Annotated in this window: 16 protein-coding genes; 15 read left to right on the top strand and 1 reads right to left on the bottom strand. The window is 70.4% G+C overall.

The features are described 5' to 3' along the window. The first annotated feature begins 16 nt into the window (after positions 1-16). The 14 genes from OHA86_RS06705 to OHA86_RS06640 all read left to right on the top strand — a co-directional run bounded on the left by OHA86_RS06705 (position 17) and on the right by OHA86_RS06640 (position 16,385). A complete protein-coding gene (locus OHA86_RS06705) occupies positions 17-994 on the top strand; it encodes a GDP-mannose 4,6-dehydratase (protein ID WP_329182249.1) in 978 nt (325 codons plus the stop codon). A gap of 131 nt (positions 995-1,125) precedes the next feature. After that, the gene (locus tag OHA86_RS06700) at positions 1,126-2,976 is read left to right on the top strand and encodes an ABC transporter ATP-binding protein (protein ID WP_329173325.1); all 1,851 of its coding nucleotides are present in this window, start codon (positions 1,126-1,128) and stop codon (positions 2,974-2,976) included. Beyond that, positions 2,976-4,748 (top strand): ABC transporter ATP-binding protein, encoded by a 1,773-nt coding sequence (locus tag OHA86_RS06695; protein WP_329182247.1) that lies wholly within the window; start codon positions 2,976-2,978, stop codon positions 4,746-4,748. Before OHA86_RS06700 ends, OHA86_RS06695 begins: the two co-directional genes overlap by 1 nt. Positions 4,749-4,770: 22 nt before the next feature. After that, positions 4,771-5,196 (top strand): acyl carrier protein, encoded by a 426-nt coding sequence (locus tag OHA86_RS06690; protein WP_329173324.1) that lies wholly within the window; start codon positions 4,771-4,773, stop codon positions 5,194-5,196. Next, entirely contained in the window at positions 5,190-6,848 is a 1,659-nt protein-coding gene (locus OHA86_RS06685; protein WP_329173322.1) for a hypothetical protein, read from the top strand. Before OHA86_RS06690 ends, OHA86_RS06685 begins: the two co-directional genes overlap by 7 nt. Continuing rightward, complete coding sequence (locus OHA86_RS06680) at positions 6,832-7,719, top strand: aminoacyl--tRNA ligase-related protein (protein ID WP_329173320.1); 888 nt, start codon at positions 6,832-6,834, stop codon at positions 7,717-7,719. The genes OHA86_RS06685 and OHA86_RS06680 overlap by 17 nt, the downstream gene beginning before the upstream one ends. A 47-nt stretch (positions 7,720-7,766) precedes the next feature. Continuing rightward, positions 7,767-8,828 (top strand): hypothetical protein, encoded by a 1,062-nt coding sequence (locus tag OHA86_RS06675; RefSeq protein WP_329173318.1) that lies wholly within the window; start codon positions 7,767-7,769, stop codon positions 8,826-8,828. 61 nt (positions 8,829-8,889) lie between these two features. Beyond that, positions 8,890-10,113: an arylsulfotransferase family protein gene (locus OHA86_RS06670; protein ID WP_329173316.1), complete on the top strand. Its 1,224-nt coding sequence runs from the start codon at positions 8,890-8,892 to the stop codon at positions 10,111-10,113. Positions 10,114-10,122: 9 nt separating this feature from the next. Then, a complete protein-coding gene (locus OHA86_RS06665; protein ID WP_329173315.1) occupies positions 10,123-11,022 on the top strand; it encodes a glycosyltransferase family 2 protein in 900 nt (299 codons plus the stop codon). Next, entirely contained in the window at positions 11,019-12,257 is a 1,239-nt protein-coding gene (locus OHA86_RS06660; RefSeq protein WP_329173313.1) for a class I SAM-dependent methyltransferase, read from the top strand. The genes OHA86_RS06665 and OHA86_RS06660 overlap by 4 nt, the downstream gene beginning before the upstream one ends. A gap of 58 nt (positions 12,258-12,315) precedes the next feature. Next, positions 12,316-13,539, top strand: coding sequence for a radical SAM/SPASM domain-containing protein (locus tag OHA86_RS06655; protein WP_329173311.1), 1,224 nt, complete (start codon positions 12,316-12,318; stop codon positions 13,537-13,539). A gap of 7 nt (positions 13,540-13,546) precedes the next feature. Next, positions 13,547-14,506: a radical SAM protein gene (locus OHA86_RS06650; RefSeq protein ID WP_329173309.1), complete on the top strand. Its 960-nt coding sequence runs from the start codon at positions 13,547-13,549 to the stop codon at positions 14,504-14,506. A gap of 42 nt (positions 14,507-14,548) precedes the next feature. Further along, positions 14,549-15,283 (top strand): creatininase family protein, encoded by a 735-nt coding sequence (locus OHA86_RS06645; RefSeq protein ID WP_329173307.1) that lies wholly within the window; start codon positions 14,549-14,551, stop codon positions 15,281-15,283. Between the two features lie 91 nt (positions 15,284-15,374). Further along, on the top strand, positions 15,375-16,385 hold the full coding sequence (locus OHA86_RS06640) for an LLM class flavin-dependent oxidoreductase (RefSeq protein ID WP_329173305.1): 1,011 nt from the start codon (positions 15,375-15,377) through the stop codon (positions 16,383-16,385). A 68-nt stretch (positions 16,386-16,453) separates the two neighbouring features. Here the strand turns inward: OHA86_RS06640 and OHA86_RS06635 are convergent, their stop codons facing one another. After that, positions 16,454-17,227 carry an integrase core domain-containing protein gene (locus tag OHA86_RS06635; RefSeq protein WP_443071650.1) on the bottom strand — a complete coding sequence of 258 codons (774 nt, stop codon included), beginning with the start codon at positions 17,225-17,227 and terminating at the stop codon, positions 16,454-16,456. 115 nt (positions 17,228-17,342) lie between these two features. Here OHA86_RS06635 and OHA86_RS36035 point away from each other — a divergent pair, with 115 nt between their 5' ends. After that, a complete protein-coding gene (locus tag OHA86_RS36035) occupies positions 17,343-17,507 on the top strand; it encodes a hypothetical protein (RefSeq protein ID WP_443071649.1) in 165 nt (54 codons plus the stop codon). Positions 17,508-17,561 lie beyond the last annotated feature (54 nt).

Here is a 17,561-nt window from a genome sequence, read left to right as displayed (position 1 = left end):
CAGAGGCGAACGGATGTTGCAGAAGCAAGCGCTCATCACGGGCATCACCGGTCAGGACGGCTACTATCTGGCACGGCTGCTGCTGTCCAAGGGCTACGAGGTCTTCGGCATGGTGCACGGCCAGAGCCACGGGCGGCTCGAATCGCTGAGGCGCGACCTGCCCGATCTGCGGGTGGTCCGCGGTGATCTCCTGGATCTGTCCAGTCTGCTGCGCGCGCTCGAACTGTCCGACGCCGCCGAGGTCTACAACCTCGGAGCGCTGTCCTTCGTCGGTTCCTCGTGGGCCACGGCCACAGTGACCGCCAGCGTCACAGGGATGGGCGTGCTCAACCTGCTGGAGGCGGTACGGTTGCGCTGCGGCGAGGACGTGAAGCGCATTCGCTTCTACCAGGCCAGCAGCTCCGAGATATTCGGCAGGGCGCGCGAGGTACCGCAGTCCGAGAGCACGCCCTTCTGGCCACGCAGCCCCTACGGGGTGGCGAAGACGTTCGGCCACTACATGACCGTGAACTACCGGGAGTCGTACGGACTGCACGCCTCCTCGGGCATCCTGTTCAACCACGAGAGTCCGCGGCGGGGGCCGGAGTTCGTCACGCGCAAGGTGTCGCAGGGCGTGTCGAGGATGGCGCTCGGGCTCCAGGACCGAATCGTCCTGGGGAATCTCGACGCCAGACGCGACTGGGGATTCGCCGGGGACTACGTCGAGGCCATGTGGCTGATGCTCCAGCAGCCGGACCCCGATGACTACGTGATAGCGACGGGCCGGCAGAAATCCGTCCGGGAGCTCCTCGACGTCGCTTTCGCCTGCGTCGGTGTGGACGACTGGACGGACCTCGTGGTCGTCGACGAGGAGAACGTCCGTCCGGCGGAGGTGGACTCCCTGATCGGTGACGCGAGCAAGGCGGAGGACCGACTCGCGTGGCGGCCGAAGATGTCCTTCGAGGAACTCATCCGACTCATGGTCGAGAGCGACCTCGCGAAGCTGAAGGCGTGACATCGCAGCGGACGCGAACGCGGAACGGAAGCCCGCGCAGCGTCCTGCCCGCCTGGCTGAGGGCAGCCGGATACCCGAATTCGGAGGTGAGCCGATTGGCCAGTCGAGAACCGGGGTGCGGCGGCCGATTGTTGACCGCTCAGTCGCTGCTGCTGCGCCACGCCCGCCTCGCGGGCAGGCGGTCCCTCGCCCTGTGCACGGGCCTGCTCGTACTCGCCGCGCTGATGCCGACCGCCGTCGCGCTGGCCACCGGCTTCCTGATCACCGACCTGGTACGCGAGGGCGCTCGCGGCACCAGTGCGGGAGCGGGCTCGACGGCCGCTCCGCTGCTGGCGCTGACCGTCTGCCTGGTCGTCCTCCAGGTGGCGACCTCGGCCCTCGGCCCTGCCGTGCTCGCGGCCGAGCGGCGGATCGACGGGCGCTTGCGGCAGGAGATTCTGGGCCGGATCGGGTCGCTGGCCACCCTCGACCAGCTGGAGGCCCCCGAGTTGCAGCAAGATCTCGAACAGTTCCGGACAGGCGCTGTCTTCTGGATGGGCTCGGGGATCGGTGCCGGCGCCCTGGCGCAAGTGCAGCAGTACGTCAACTACGCCGGTCTGGTCTTCCCTGCGCTCGCGCTGTCCCACTACCGGTGGTGGTGGGGGCCTGCCGCGCTGCTGGTGTGCCTGACGGTCCGCACGATCGACAGTTCAGGCTTCCTCGGCTTCGAACGCGTCCACACCGCGGCCCTGGGTGAGCTGCGCCGGGTGCAGCGCTGGCGCAGCCTCCTGGCGGACGGGCCGTCCGCCAAGGAGGTGCGGGTGTTCGGCATCGCCGCGTGGCTGCTCCAACGGCATGATGCCGCGCTGCTCGGATACTCGGACACGCTCTACGAAGCCCGTCGGCGGCTGTCCCACCGCCAGGTCGCCCTGTTCGCCGGGGTCGCCGCGGTGTGCACGGGCCTGCTGCTGGCCGTCGCGGAACGCGCCCTGCACGGTGGTCTCCCGGCCGGCGGGGTGGCCGCGGTCCTCGGCGCCTTCGGCGCGATGCTGATCGTGGGCGACAACCGAACGGCCATGCTCATCGAGACCTCGGTGCCGATGGCGTACGCGGTGGAGCGGATCAGGGCCGCGACGACCGTGAGTCGCACGGTGCCCCGCCCCGCCGCCGGAGCGGCCGGGTCCACCACGCGCCCGCCCTCTGTGGCCTTCCACCACGTCGGATTCCGCTACCCGGGCACGGACCGGCCCGTCCTGGCCGATGTGGACCTGGAGTTGAGGCCAGGCGAGATTCTCGCCGTCGTCGGGGTGAACGGGGCCGGCAAGTCGACCTTGGGGAAGCTGCTCACCGGCCTGTACCGCCCCACGAGCGGCACCGTCACGGTCGACGACCGGCCATTGGAGGACCTGGACCCCGACGGCTGGGCGCGCCAGGTGTACGCCGTGCACCAGCACTTCGGCCGCTACCCCCTCACCGTCACCGACAATCTGCGGGCGGCCGCGCCCGGGGCGACGCCGGCGCAGATCCGTGCCGCTGCCGACAGGACCGCGGTGACGGAGCTGATCGACCGGCTGCCGCGCGGCTGGGACACCGTCCTGGCCCAGGGATACGCGGCCGGACAGGAGCTGTCCGGCGGCCAGTGGCAGCGGATCGCGCTGACCAGGGCGTTCCTGGCGGTGGCGACCGGGGTGCGGGTCCTGCTCCTGGACGAGCCGACCGCCAATCTCGACATCCGCGCCGAACTGGCCGCGTTCGAACTGATCAGGGCGGCCGGCAACGGCGCGAGCGTCCTCCTGATCTCCCACCGCTTCGCGACCGTGCGCCAGGCGGACCGCATAGCGGTGCTCGACGCCGGCCGTGTCGTCGAACTCGGCACCCACCGTGAGCTCCTGGCCGCCCGCGGGCGCTACGCCACGATGTTCACTCTCCAGGCATCCGCCTTCGACGACCCAGGGCAGACCCAGGACTCCCCTCCCCGGCTCGCGGACGGAGCGCCCCGGTGATGCATCTCTCCGCGCTGCGTCTGGTGTTCCGGCTGTCCTGGCAGGTGTCACGCGTGCAGACCGCGGGCGTGGCGGCTCTCACCGTCGCCCAGCAGTTCGCCGGAGTCGTGACATCGGTTGGTTTGGGCTGGACGGTGAACGCGGTGACGCGGCAGGACTCCGCGTCGCTGCTGCTGGGAGTGCTGACGACGGCGGCGGGGCAGGCGGTCGGCGTGGTCGGCTGGCCCATGCTTACGGTGCACCGGGTGATGCTGAACCAGAAGGTCGGCGAGCTTATCGACCGTGACGTGTTGCGGCGCGTGGCGGAGCTGCCCGACACCGCCCACCTCGACGAACCCGACCAAGTCCAGCGCATCGAGGCCGCCCGGCGCAGCGGACAGCACATGGCGAACGCCGTGTGGTCCTCGGTGACCATGGGCCTGGTCGCCGTGCAGCTGGCCGTCAGCACCGTGCTGCTGGCCATGGTGGAAGCGCCGTTCGCCCTTCTGGCGCTAGCCGTCCTGCCCACGTTGTGGTGCTCGCTGCTCAGCAGGCGGACGGTGGCACGGGCCGGCCGTGCGGCGGCCCCGTGCGAGCGCGTCGAGCGGAGCCTGTTCGAGGCGGCCACCGATCCGGAGCGCGCGATGGATCTCTGGCTCCGCGGGGGCATGCGCTTCGCCATGGACCGGGCCGAGCACCACCGTCGCGCTGCGACCGCGACCCGGTTGCGCGCCGAGGCCCGGGCCGCCGTGGTGGACTCCCTCGGCTGGGCCGCCTTCCTCGCCGGATACGTCGCCGCACTGGTGTTCCTGTGTCGGCAGGTGACCGAGGGACGGGTCTCCGTCGGCTCCCTGCTCCTCGTGGCCACGCTGACCATGGCGATGCGCCGCAGCGTGACCCTCGTGGCCGGCGGCATGAGCGGCGCGGTCAGCGGCTGGGAGAGCCTGTCGGCGTACCTGTGGCTGCGCGGCCGTGGCGGGACGAGGACGACCACCGCGGCCCTCCCCCCCGACCGCCTGGTCGACGGGATCCGGCTGCGCGGCGTGCGCTTCCGCTATCCGGCCGCCTCACGTGACGCCGTGGCCGCGATCGACCTCCACCTGCCCGCGGACACCACGGTCGCCCTCGTCGGCGGCCACGGGTCCGGGAAGTCCACACTGGTCAAGCTCGTGTGCGGACTGCTTGAGCCGTCCGCCGGCGAGGTCGCGGTGGAGGGCGTCGCCCTCACCGCGCTGACGGCGGCGTCATGGTGGCAGCGGGTCACCGCGGCCTTCCAGGACTACTGCCGATTCTCCTTCACCGCGAGGGAGAGCATCGGGGTGGCAGATCTCGCCCGGGTGGACGACGACTCCGCCTTCACCCGGCCGGCCAGGGTCTCGGGGGCGTCGGAGGTACTGGCGCAGCTCCCCGACGGTCTCGACACCCTGCTCGGGACGGACCTGGGCAGCGGCGTCGAACTCTCCGGCGGCCAGTGGCAGCGGATCGCCCTGGCCCGCGCGCTCTTCCCCGACCGGCCGCTGCTCACCGTGCTCGACGAGCCGACGGCCGCCCTGGACGCCGCATCGGAGTACGAGCTGTACCGGGCCTTCGAGGAGGCCGCTCGGTCACGGCCGGACGGCCACGGCGGAATCGTGCTGCTGGTCTCCCACCGGCTCTCCACGGTCCGCATGGCCGATCTCATCGTCTTCGTCGAGGAGGGCCGCATCGTCGAGCAGGGCGATCACAGGACCCTGATGGAGGCGGGCGGACGGTACGCCGAGCTCTACGCGCTCCAGGAAGCCGCATTTAGCTGACACGGACGAAAGGGTAAGTGAGATGTGGTCGTCACGGTTCGAACGCCTGCTGCGGCGCTTTATTCCGCTGCTTCCCGACAGCGACCCGCTGTACCCCGACACCCCGCTCGCGGATGTCGGCCTGGACTCGCTCGGGATCGCCGGACTGGTCATCGAGCTGGAGGAGTTCTTCGGCTTCTCCTTCCCCGAGGAGAAACTCACCGTGGCGACCTTCCGGACTTCCGCCGAGCTGTGGGCGGAGATCTCACCTCTCCTCGGGCAAACGGAGGGCGCCGGACCCCCGCAACCGCACCAGGCGGCCGACCCGGAGGGCGTCTTCGCCGGGGAGCCGGTACTCGCCGTTCCCGCCCTGGCCGATCGGTACTTCTTCCCGAGCCAGCCCGACTTCGTCGGCATCGAGGACACCGTTCCCACCGAGGGACGTGCCCCCAAGGAGACGGAATGCTGAAATTCACCCTCTCCACGGCCGCGATCGGCCAGGACGCCGCGGAATGGGAATGGAACGGATGGGCGTGGCGCTCCGGCGACGACGAGATCATGCCGTACCTCCATCCCGCACTGCATCCCAGCATGATCACCGACGGCGCCGAGACGGTCGTCGTCGTGCGGGAGCTCGGCCGCGGCGAACCGGCCGCCGTCCCGGGGAAGCCGGCACGGGTGACACCTGACCGGCTGCGGCAGACCCTCGCCGGCCACGACGGGCAGCACCTCGACCGGACCGTGCTGCACATCCGCGCCGGCGCGTTGACGGTACGCGCCGGGACCTGGGCCGTGGCGCCGGTGTATCTGGCCGGGGACGAAAGGGCGCTGACGGGGTCCTGGGACCCCGCCGACCTGCGCGGGGCCATCCGCGCCGCCACACTGCTCGACCGGGAGGTCGCCCGTCTGCTCAGCCGACGCCACCGCTACGGGCACGACACGGTCTGGAGCACCGTGCACCGGCTGACGGAACGCTCGGTCGCCTCGTGGAGCGGCGGCACGCCCAGTCTGCGGTACCCCGCTGCGGCCTTGCACGCCCAGCCCCGTCCGCTGCGGCAGGGTGCCGACGTCCTGTCCGCGTTCGAGGCCGTACTCACCGCCGCGGTGCGGCGCCGGGCCGAGTCGGCGCACGGCGCCGTCGAACTCTCCGGCGGGCTCGACAGTGCCAACGTGGCCGCGGGCCTCACCGCGTCGCAGTCGGCGCCAGTGACGCCCGCGGCGCTGCTGATCGGCGGGTCCGTCGACCAGCAGCAGCGCCGCCGGCGCGGTATGATGATCGATTCCTTCGGCCTCGGTACCGACGTCACCGTTGCCGTCGCCGACTTCATGCCGTTCGGGCCGACGGGGACGGTCGGGGAGCCGCTTCCGACGACGCCGTATTCGGAGCCGTGGATCGAGGCCAAGCAGGCGATGATGTCCGCGTTGGCCGGCCTGGGCGCGCACGTGTCCTACGGGGGCACCGGAGGCGATGAGCTGTGCAGCCTGCGCAGTGCCGAGCAGGCGGCGGCCCCGTCCAAGGCGCTGCCCGATCCGGTGTGGCTGGGGCCGCGCGTCGCCGCGGCCGTGCCGTGCAGCGAACAGCGCATCGCTCCTGCCGGGATCCTGCACGCCAGCAGCCTGCTCGCCTTCGCCAGCAGGGCTCCGCAGTTCCTGCGCAACGGCCTGTGGCCGGTGTCGCCGATGTGCGACCCGGAGGTCATCCGGTTCTGCGAGTCGCTGCCTCGCCCGTGGCGGGAGAACAAGACCGTGCAGCGGTTGCGCCTGGCCCGGCTGGGCCTGCCCCTCGAAACCTACAGCGAGCCCCGCGACGACCCCCGCGAAGCGTTGAGCACGGCCATCCGGGTCTACGTTGTGCCGTACCTTCGCCGGCTCCTGCGCTCCGGCGGAATCCTCATCGACTCCGGCTACGTGGCGGCCGACGGTCTGACCAGGATGCTCGACACGATCGAGCGGCTCGGGAACTTCCGGCAGATCGACCGCTCGCTCTTCCTGATCGCCTCGGTGGAAAGAGGGTTGAGAGCCTGCGCGGGGATCGGTGAGATCCCGCGGACCGGACAACCGCCCGCGCGGACCCGCGCGGACCGCGCCGAAACGGAGGCGGCACATGGCATCGAAAGTTGAGCTGCTCGGAAGGGGCTCCCCTTCCCCGAACCCGGTGGAACGGCTCGTCACCGGCGGGTGGGCGCTGGCCACGGACGTGGCGGGCGTGCTCGGTTTCACCGAACGGTTCGAGTCTCTGCTCGGGCGCCTGCACGGCTCCCTGGCGGCGCTGGGCGTCGGTCCGGCGTCGTGGGAGCGGACCTCGTGCCCACCGGTCGTCCCCCGGGCGTGGATCGAGCGAGCCCGGTACCTGGATTCCTTCCCGCACCTTCTCGGCCAGGTCCATGCCCGCGGCGCCGGCACCGCGTGGGACGCGACGGACACCGTGCTGACCCCCGCGGCCTGCTACAGCGTCTACCCGCGCCTCGCCGACAGCGTTGTCACCGCGCCCGCGCACTTCGATGTCACGGGCTACTGCTACCGCCATGAGGCCACCGCCGAGATCGGACGGCTCCGGACCTTCCGGATGCGCGAGTTCGTCACCGTGGGCGAGGAGGAGCGCATCGCGGCCGGGCACGAGGAGCACATCGACAGATGCGCGTCCCTCTTCGCCGGGCTGGGGCTCGACGTCGCCGTCCAGCGGGCCACCGACCCGTTCTTCGGCCCGACCGCTCGCTTCCTGAACGCCAGCCAGATGGAGCAGGGCCTCAAGTACGAGTTCATGGCGCCGGTCGGCGGCGACGGCGCGGTGGCCATCGCGTCGGCCAACCGGCACAAGGATCACCTGACGTCGCGGTTCGGCATTCGCTGCCCGGGCGGCGCGGCCGCCCACAGCGCGTGCACGGCGATCGGCCTGGAACGCATGGCCTTGGCCCTCGTCCACGCCCACGGCGACGACGTCGCCAACTGGCCGACCCTGCCGGATGACCCGGAGAAGCCCGGGACCGCATGAAGGCAGCCCCGACACCACCGACACACGCACCAGGAGGTTCCCCCACCATGGCAACCGGCATCACCGTGGCAGCCGCACGTTCTGCCGCACACGACTGGGTGAAGAGCTCAGCACACGCCTACGAGGGCTACGTGGGCGCGTACTTCAGCGGTTCCACGGTGGACATGAAGCCCCTGGGCGAACTCCCCCTGGGCAGCGACGTGGACGTCATGGTGGTGACCGGGCAGCCCGTCGAGGGCCTGAAACTCGGCAAGTTCCTCCACCACGGGGTACTGCTGGAGGTTACCTACTTGCCGTGGGACCGGATCGCGCCGGCCGACAGGTCACTGGCCGACTACCACCTGGCGGGCGGACTGCGCACCGACACGGTCATCGACGACCCGACAGGTCGGCTGCGCGCGCTGCAACGGCAGGTGGCCGCCGCCTTCACCGACGGGACCTGGGTCCGGCGCCGCTGCGAGAACGTGCGGCAGCGGATCGAGAACGGCCTGCGCGCACCGGACACCGAGGCCCCCTGGCACGACCGGGTCACCGGCTGGCTGTTCCCCACCGGGGTGACCGCCCACCTGATCCTGGTGGCCGCGCTGTGCAACCCCACGGTGCGCCTGCGCTACCTGCGTGCTCGCGACGCCCTGGCGGACACCGGGCTGCGGCGGCACTATCCCCAGCTGCTGCGCCAGCTGGGGGCACAGGAGCTCACCGCGGACCGCGTGGAGCGGCACATCGACGCGCTCTCCGCCACCTTCGACTGCGCCGCGGCCGTGTCGAGGACGCCGTTCTTCTTCAGCAGCGACCTCACCGCGGCGGCGCGGCCGATCGCAATCGACGCGAGCTACGCCCTGGCGCGCCGGGGCGACCACCAGGAGGTGGTGTTCTGGCTCGTCGCCACGGCAGCGCGCTGCCACAAGGTCCTGGCCGCCGACGCGCCGGACCTGAAGGCGGCCCACGAACCAGCCTTCGCCGAACTCCTCGCGGACATCGGCATCACCAGCGGTGCCGACCTCCGCGACCGGGCGGCACGGACGCTCGACGAACTCCCGGAGATCTGGAAGACCGCCGAGGAGGTCATGGCGGCCACCACGGCCGGCCACCAGGCGCGCGAGTCTTGACCGTCCGATCCGACGAGACGCCAGCAACAACTCCGTACGCAACGAACCGGAGGACAGCACATTGTCCGAAAGCCTCGCTCGCGCGGCGCTCACGCCGTCCCGGCACACGGCGGTCGACCACTTCGTCTACTCGCCGGCCTCCTCCTACCCCACGCCCGTGGCCCGGCTTGTCGACCGCGACGGCGCCGAGCTCCACACGTGGAGCAACGCCACCGCGCAGCCAGCCCAGGAAGGCGACCCGCCAAGCTTCCTGCGCGGCTGGAACCACGTCGAAGTCGCCGCGGACGGCTGCCTGTTCGCCACGGTGCCGCTCCAGGCCCTGCTGAAACTCGATCGGGACTCCTCCGTGCTGTGGCGCGCCGACGTCACCGCGCACCACGACCTCGCCGTCGCGCCGGACGGGGCCGTGCACGTGCTCACCGAGGAACCGCGGCGCATCACGGTGGACGGCAGCCCGTTCACCGTTCTCGACAATCTCGTCACCGTCCTCGGCGACGACGGCCGCCGCCTTCGCGACGTGTCGCTCTACGACGCTCTCACCACCGACCCCGCGCTCCGGGCGCTGGTGCACGATCAGGTGCGTGGCAAAGACGCCGCCTTCCGCAAGGCCGGCGTACCCCTCGACGAGGAGACCTCCGGACTGCTGCTCTCGGCCTCGCACGACGGGCCGCCGGCCCGGGCACTGACCTTGCTGCGGCTGCTGCCAGGCTCCCCGTGCGATGTCCTGCACACCAACACCGTGGAGATCCTCCATGCCCATCCGTCGGGGCTGTGGCCCGACGGCGCCCTGCTGGTCTCGATGCGCAACCTCGACCTGATCGCCGCCGTCGCCCCCGACGGGTCGCGCGTGCTGTGGTCGTGGGGTCCGGGGACGCTGTCGGGGCAGCACCAGCCGACAATGGCGCCCGGGGGGAACGTCGTGGTGCTCGACAACGGGGTGAACGCCGCGCGCAGCCGGGTGCTCGAAATCGACCCGGTGCGAGGCGTCGTCGTGTGGGAGTACCGGGCGGAGCCGCCCGGGAGTTTCTTCACCCCGGTCGCGGGCGGGGCCGAGCCCCTTCCCGGGGGGAGCGTGCTGGTGACCGACGCGACCGCGGGCCGGGTGTTCGAGGTGGCCCGGGACGGGCGCGTCACCTGGCAGTGGCGCACCAGGAAGGAGCCCGGCGCCACCGGCACCGGCCGCGCCACCCTCTACCGGATGGCCGGCATACCGGACGCCACGGTCCGGCGGATCGGCGGACGTGGTCCAGGGATTCCCGGACCCGCCCCGGACGCGGACGCCTGAGGAGTATCCATGATCAGTGTCGTCATCCCAACCCACCACCGCCCTCACCTCCTGCCGGAAGCCCTCGCCAGCCTCTCCCGGCAGGTCTTCGGCGACTTCGAGGTCGTCGTGGTGAACGACGGCGGCCCCACCCTGGTCGACGTGCTCCGTCCATGGCGGGACCGCCTGCCCCTACGGCTCTTCGAACTGCCGCGCCGCACCGGGGTCTCCCACGCGCGCAACGTCGGTATCGACCACGCCGAGGGGGAGTACCTGGCCTTCCTCGACGACGACGACATCTTCCTGCCCCGGCATCTGGCCCGCGCGTACCAGGCCCTGGCGTTGGGGCGGGCGGACTTCGTCTACTGCTCCGCCCTCGTCGCGGGTGAGCGGATGAGCGAGCTGCCCGAGAGGGTGGACGGCGGACCGGTGAAGGCATACCCCTTCGACGACGACTTCCTCCTGGTGGCCAACTTCATCCACACCGGAGCCGTGGTCGTGCGGAGCTTCCGGGAGACCGGGGTGCGCTTCGACGAGTCGCTGACGCACTGCGAGGACTGGGACATGTGGCTCGCGCTGCGCCGGCGCCTCGGCTACCGGGTCTCCTTCGTGGACGAGATCACTGCCATCTACCACCAACTCCCCGCAGTGGAAGGGCTGGTGGGAAGCGCCCAGCTGGCGGTCCCCAGCCCCTTCACGGTCGTACGGGAGCGCATCCAAGACGCCTGGCCGGCCAGCGACGGACGTGTGCGGCGGTTCCGGGCGTGGATGAACGCCCTGGAGGACCACCGGAACACTCGCATTCGGAAGGGGCACGCCATTCCGCACCAGATGTTCGACGCCGTGCTGCACGACACTCATGCCTGGTTCACCGCCGGCATGGACCCGGACTTCGCCCGCATCCCCGACTACTTCCGGGCGGCGGTATGAGCGCCGCCCGTGACGCACCCCCGCCCGACTGCTGCTACTGCCGGCGGATCGCCACCGCCGTGAGCGACTACCCGGTGCACGGGGCGTCGTACGACCTGGGCTCGCCCGCCCCGAGATGCGGCCTCCATTGGCGCTACCCCTGTGCGGTCTGCCGGCGCCCGAAGCACTTCATGTCGTTGGCCTTTTGCCCGCGCCAAAGGGTGCTGTTCTGTGCGGACTGCGCAGGGAAGACAGAGACCGTCGACGAGCCCTTCTGGGCCTGGGAATACTACTTCCGCTACCGTTCACCGTGGTCCGGGCGCTTCCAGCCCTCCCTGGACCGGCTGGAATTCGAGGGCCGCCACCCGGGTGAGGCCGCCGGACGACCGGAGCACGGGGCGAACGCCGCCACGGTGCAACCCCATCTGGACCGTGCGGCCGCCGTTCCCCAGCAATGGCCCGCCCCCCTCGACGACAGCACGGTCCGCTCCCTCTGGAACCGGAACGCCCTGCCGTGGGAAAGCGGCTTCGACGCCGACGGCGACGACCACCGGGCGTACGTCAGCGACGAGCCCATGCTCGCCATGCTCGGTCCGGTCCGCGGCGCGGACGTGCTCGACCTGGGCTGCGGCAACGGCTACCTGTGCCGCAAGCTCGCGCACCAGGGAGCGCGGGTGGTGGGGGTGGACCTCAGCGAGGACATGCTGTCCCTTGCGGCGCGGCACGAGGCGGCACAGCCGCTCGGCATCACCTACTTGGCCGCCTCCGCCACGCAGTTGGCCGCGCTGGAAACGGCCTCCTTCGACAAGATCGTCTGCAACCACGTGCTCACCAGTGTCCCGGACCACGAGAGCGTCCTGGACGAGGCTCGGCGGGTCCTGCGGCCCGAAGGCCGTCTGGTCCTGGCCCTCAGCCATCCGTGCTTCTCGTGCGGGCCGCGGCTGTGGGACCTGCCCGCCGCGGACTCGCCCCGGCAGGAGGAGGCGAGCGGCTACGTGGTGGACGACTACTTCCGCACCGGCGGCAACCTCTTGGCCGCCTGGGAGGGCTTCGCACCCGTGCCGTACGTCCACCGGCCGCTCAGCGAGTACTGGCGCGCCTTCCGCGTGGCCGGCTTCCTCGTCTCCGACTTCGCCGAACCGAGCGTGAGCTCCCGGGGCCGGGCCGAACTGCCCGGCTGGCAGGTGCGGCAGATGGAGCGCATCCCCTACTCGTGCCTCTTCCTGCTCACCCGCGTGCAGGAGCCCCTGCGTTGACCGCCAACCGTCTCGCCGCACCGGCATCGAGGCGTCCCACCCACTGACGGAGGCCCACGTGCTCCCGGCAACTCTGCAGACCTCGCCCTACATCACCTGCATCCGGCCCGATGAACCGTCGCCCGTCATCTACATGACCGACACCCGCGGTCCCGCCTTCCCCGTCATCACCGACCCCGGCGACGCCGCCTTCGGCGTCATCGGCCTGGACCGGACGGTGGACTGGCAGCCGGACCTCGCGGCGCTGGCCGCGCTGGAGCGGGCCGCGCCCGAACCGGTGGACCTGCCGTCCCTGATCGCGGAGTTCGGCGAACCGCTGATCAGACGGCTGGTGGAGAAGGCGTGGCTCCAGGCCTCCGACGACCTGTGCGTCGAATACCGCCTGCGCACGGCGCAGATCGAGGTGACCGCCCACTGCAACTGGTCCTGTCGCTACTGCCCGGTCTCCTCCTCTCCGAAGCCCCGGGCGACCATGCCCATGGACCTCTTCACCGAGATCATCGAGAAGCTCACCCCCTACCGGACCATCACCTTCGTCACCTTCCACTTCTTCAACGAACCGACTCTCGACCGCTTCTTCGCCGACCGGATCCGCGTGCTGCAGGAACACGGCATGAAGCTTTCCCTGAGTACGAACGCCAGCGCGCTGACCCACCGCAAGATCCAGCTCCTCCAGGACAGCGGTGTGCTCCACCACCTGATCGTCAACCTTCCTACCCTGGACGAGGAGGAGTTCCGCACCCTCACCGGAGCCGGTACGTACAAGGCGACGCTGCGGAATCTCGACCTCGCCATCGACCAGGGCTGGCCTGTGACCCTGGCCGTCAACGGAGTCGGCGAGGAACTCAGCCGGCGTACGGCGGCGCTGCGTGCGAAGTACGAGGGACGCGGGGTGGAGGTCAACCCGACGCAGACCTGCGACCGGGCCGGCGAGCTGACCAACGAGTACCACCAGGGCGTCTTCGCCGCCGGCAGGCTCCGCGGCTGCAGCTGGCCGCTCAACCACGCCTACTTCTCGGTCACGGGCGACATGTTCATCTGCTGCAACGACTTCCACCAGCGGGAGGTGTACGGCAACATACGCGACGGCTCGGTCCACGACGTGATGACGAGCCCCGATGCGGTCCGGCTGCGCCGCCGGGTGTTCGGAGTGGAAGAGGCCCCGCAGGACTACATCTGCCGTACCTGCCACGACCAGAAGCCGGACTTCGTGCACCGGCAGTTCCGCCCGCTCGCCAGCTTCCCCGTGCTGGGCCCGCTCCGGCCGGAACAGGCGCGGTGAAGCCGCCATGGACCGGCTTCTCAATATCTGGTACGTGTCGTCGCAGCGCCTGTGCAACTTCCGCTGCACGTATTGCGTCTCCACCGGCGACTACGCGAAGAGCGACACCTCCGACTGGAAGCACGAGAGGGACCGGGACGACGTCGGGACGGTCGTGCGCTGGATGGCGGCCCAGCCCTACCCCGTCGGCGTCCGGCTCGCCACCCTCGGGGAGCCCTTCGCCTCGCGTGACTTCCTCACGCAGGCCGCATGGCTCACGCAGCAGCCCCGCGTGCGCTTCGTCGAGTTGCTCACCAACGGCTCGCTGCTGAAACGGCGGCTCCCCGTGCTGGCGGAGACGGCCGACCTCTCCAGGCTCACCCTGTGGATCACCCACCACCACACCGAGATCCCGACGGCGCGATTCATCGAGAACGCGCTCTTCGCCCGGGACACGTACGGATGCTTCGTCGTCGTGAACGCCCTGCTGTTCCCCGACAACGCCGAGCAGGTGTCCGAACTGCGCCGCGCCGCCCATGACGCCGGCCTCCGGTTCAACCTGGACCTCGGATACACCCCCGGCACGCCCAACGGGGAGTTCGAGCGGACCGAGCAGATGGCCCCGCTGCTGGGCACCGGCACCAGCGCCGGCATGGCCGGGGCGCTGTCGCACGGTGCGAACCGGGAACTGCTCGAACTCAACGTCACGGCGCTGGGACCGATCAAAGGCCTGCCGTGCCAGGCCGGCCACGACTACCTCTACATCGGCATCAACGGCGATGTCTATCCCTGCTCCCGGTACTACGTGCTTCAGCAGGACAGGATCGGCAACGCCCTGGACCCCGACTTCCGCCTGGAGTTGCGCGACGACCGCTGGGCGGGCTGCAAAGCGGACTCGGGCTGCTGCAATAAGGAGGACTTCCTCAACCTCCGTGCCAGGAGCCGGGAGGAGCGGTCCGCCGTACCCAGCCTCGGCTGGCTCGACTGAGGCCTTCGGGCCCGACTCGGAAGGGGATGGACGAACATGCGGGTGGAGGATCTGACATGGCCCGAGTACCAGGAGAACATCGCCCGTCGCCTCGTCGTGCTGCCCATCGGGGCCGTCGAGGCGCACGGCCGGCACCTGCCGCTGTCTACGGACACCGTGATCGCCGAGTACCTGGCCGGCCAGGTGAGCCGCCGTGTTCCGGCACTCGTCCTGCCGGCCCTTCCGTTTGGGTACAAGACCGACGCCGTGCGCGTCGGCGGCGAGTTCCCGGGAATGACGAATCTGCGGGCCTCAACCCTGACCGGTGTCGTGCAGGACGTCCTTACCGCGTCCTACCGCAACGGGGCCCGCAGGTTCCTGATCGTGCACGGCCACATAGCCAACCTTCCGCCGGTCTTCGACGCGGTCGACCAGTTCGTCCACTCGGCACCAGACGCCCGTGTCATGGCCGCGAGTTGGTGGGACTTCGCCACGGAGGAGACCCGCAACTCCATAGCGGACGAGACCGGGGTGCCGCGGTCGGAGGACAACCACGCGGCAATGGTGGAGACGAGTCTGCTAATGCACGTGCGCCCGGAAGCGGTGCGCATGGACGCGGCCGAGGACGATGACCGCGAGCGGCGTGTCAGCTATCTGGTCCTGCCCGTCCCGGACGCCCTCAGAACCCGCTCCGGCGTGATCTACGCGTCGAAGCAGGCCAGACCCGCGATCGGCGAGCGGCTGATGCCGGAGATCATCGACAACCTGGTGCGCGCGGTGCGGCTCGAACTGAGCTGAGCAGGAGCGGTTCCACCGACCCGGGCAGGCGGCCCCGCGAGCGCGGTGGCCCCGCCCGCCGCGCAACCTGCTTACGAATCCCGGAGGTGTGATGGAAGGCCGACTCGACGTCTACGCAACGGCGATCTCGCCCCGACCGACCGATGCCGACCCGCTCGGGCGGATCGCCGGTCTGGCCCGGCGGGCCGAGCGCCACGGGATCGACGGGCTGCTGATCTTCTACGACCACCACAGCCTCGACCCGTGGATGGTCGCCGCCGCCATCCTCCAGCACACCGAGCTGATCACGCCGCTGGTGGCGCTCCAGCCGTACGCGCTGCCGCCGCTGACGGCTGCCAAGATGATCCACTCACTGACCGCGCTGCACGGACGGCGGATCGACCTGAACCTGATCACCGGCGCGACCCCCACTGAGCTGGATCAGGTGCTCGACGGCCTCGACCACGAAGCGCGGTACGCCCGCGCGGTAGAGTTCTGCCGGATCGTGCGGTCCCTGCTCACCTCGGACGAGCCGCTGACGTACCGCGGCCGGTACTATGCCTACCAGCTCCTGCGGGCGCACTGCCGTGTCGAAGCCGTTCAGCAGCCGCGCGTCTTCGTGGCCGGGTCGTCCGCGGCCAGCCGCCGGGCGGCCGACGAGGTGGCGGACGTGGCCGTGACGCATCCGGAGCCCGTCTCCGCCTTCGTCGAGACGTTCCTTCCCGGCGGTGGCAGGGCGACCGAGACCGCCGTCCGCGTCGGCATGGTCGCCAGGCCCTCGTCGGAGGAGGCATGGGCCGCAGCCCGGTCGCTCTACCTTGCGGACCGCCTGTCGGACATCAGGGTGGCCATGCGCCGCAAGTCTGGCTCCGAGTGGAGCCAGCGCCTCGCCGACCTGACCGCCGAGGGCGAGTTGTTCGACGGCGTCTACTGGACGGGCGCCTACCGCTCCGGAGCCGGGGTGCCGCTGCTGGTGGGCGGTTACGACGAGGTGGCCGCGTACCTGCGGCGCTACCGGGAGGCGGGAGTGACCACCGTGATGCTCGGAGGGCGCCTGCGGACGGAGGAGGACTTCCACCACGCGGCCGTGGTCGTGTCGCGCCTGCGCGAGGGCGACGGCTGACGGCTGGGGCAAGGCGCGCGATCCCGCTGCCAGCGTCCCTGCGGGTGCCGATTAATCATCTGGGATGGTCAGGCAGCATGTTGGTACTCGTGGAGGGTTCGGCCGAGCCGGTCTCGTCGGCGGATGTTCAGATTCGTTATGTGTTCTTGCGCGCTGATCGGCTCGGGTAGTGGGCGCAGCGGAGCGGCCTGCTCTAACGCTGGGTGGGGTCGGTGCTGGTTGTGGAAGGTTTCGAACTCGCCGAGCGCGTGGAGAAGGTGGCTCTGGTTCCAGATCAGGGTTTTGTTGAGGAGTTCGCGTCTGCGGGTCTGTATCCAGCGCTCCATGATGGAGTTCATGCGCGGCATCCGTGCACCGCTCCTGACGATCTTGAGTCCGGCGTCGGTGAGCACGGCGTCGAAGGCGGCGGTGAACTTTGCGTCGCGGTCGCGGATCAAGAACCTGGCCCTGCTGCTCGCGTCTTCGAGGTCCATGAGGAGGTTGCGTCCGAGCTGTACCTCCCACTGCGCGGTGGGGTGTGCGGTTGTGCCCAGGATTCGGATGCGCCGGGTGGAGTGCTCGATGACCGTGAAGACGTACAGGCGTGCCCCGGTCAGGGTGCGGGTCTCGAAGAAGTCGCAGGCGAGCAGGGCACCGGCCTGGCTGCGCAGGAAGTCGGCCCACGTCGTGCTGTGTCGTTCCGGCGTGGGTGGGATGCCGTGCTCCTTGAGGATTTCCCAGACGGTGGAGGATGCCGAGGGCGGCGAGTTCGCCGTGGATGCGGCGATATCCCCACGAGGAGTTCTCTCGGGCCAGGCGCAGGACCAGGGCGCGGATGGAGCGGATGGTGGGTGGGCGTCCACGCCGCTTCGGGACGCAGGTGGCGGCATGGCCCCGTTTGAGCAGGTTGCGGTGCCATCGCATGATCGTGTCGGGGCGTACCAGTAGCAAGAGCTGCCGCAGCCTGTCCATCGGCAGGTGGTGGAGCAGGCCGGCGAGGAGGGCGCGGTCGGTGTCGGTGAAGGCGGGCTTGCCGACCTCGCGTTGCAGAACGAGCAGTTGGTGTCGGAGCGCAAGGATCTCGATGTCCTTGTCCCGGTTGCTCACCGGCAACAGGCGCAGGCGTTGGTCGCGGTGAGGTAGGCCAGACGCAGCAGCACGACCGATCATGATGCCTTCATGCCCGGCGCAGGTGAA

It is taken from the genome of Streptomyces sp. NBC_01477 (genome assembly GCF_036227245.1).
Taxonomy (GTDB): Bacteria; Actinomycetota; Actinomycetes; order Streptomycetales; family Streptomycetaceae; genus Actinacidiphila.
This window is presented reverse-complemented; position numbering and strand designations above follow the sequence as displayed.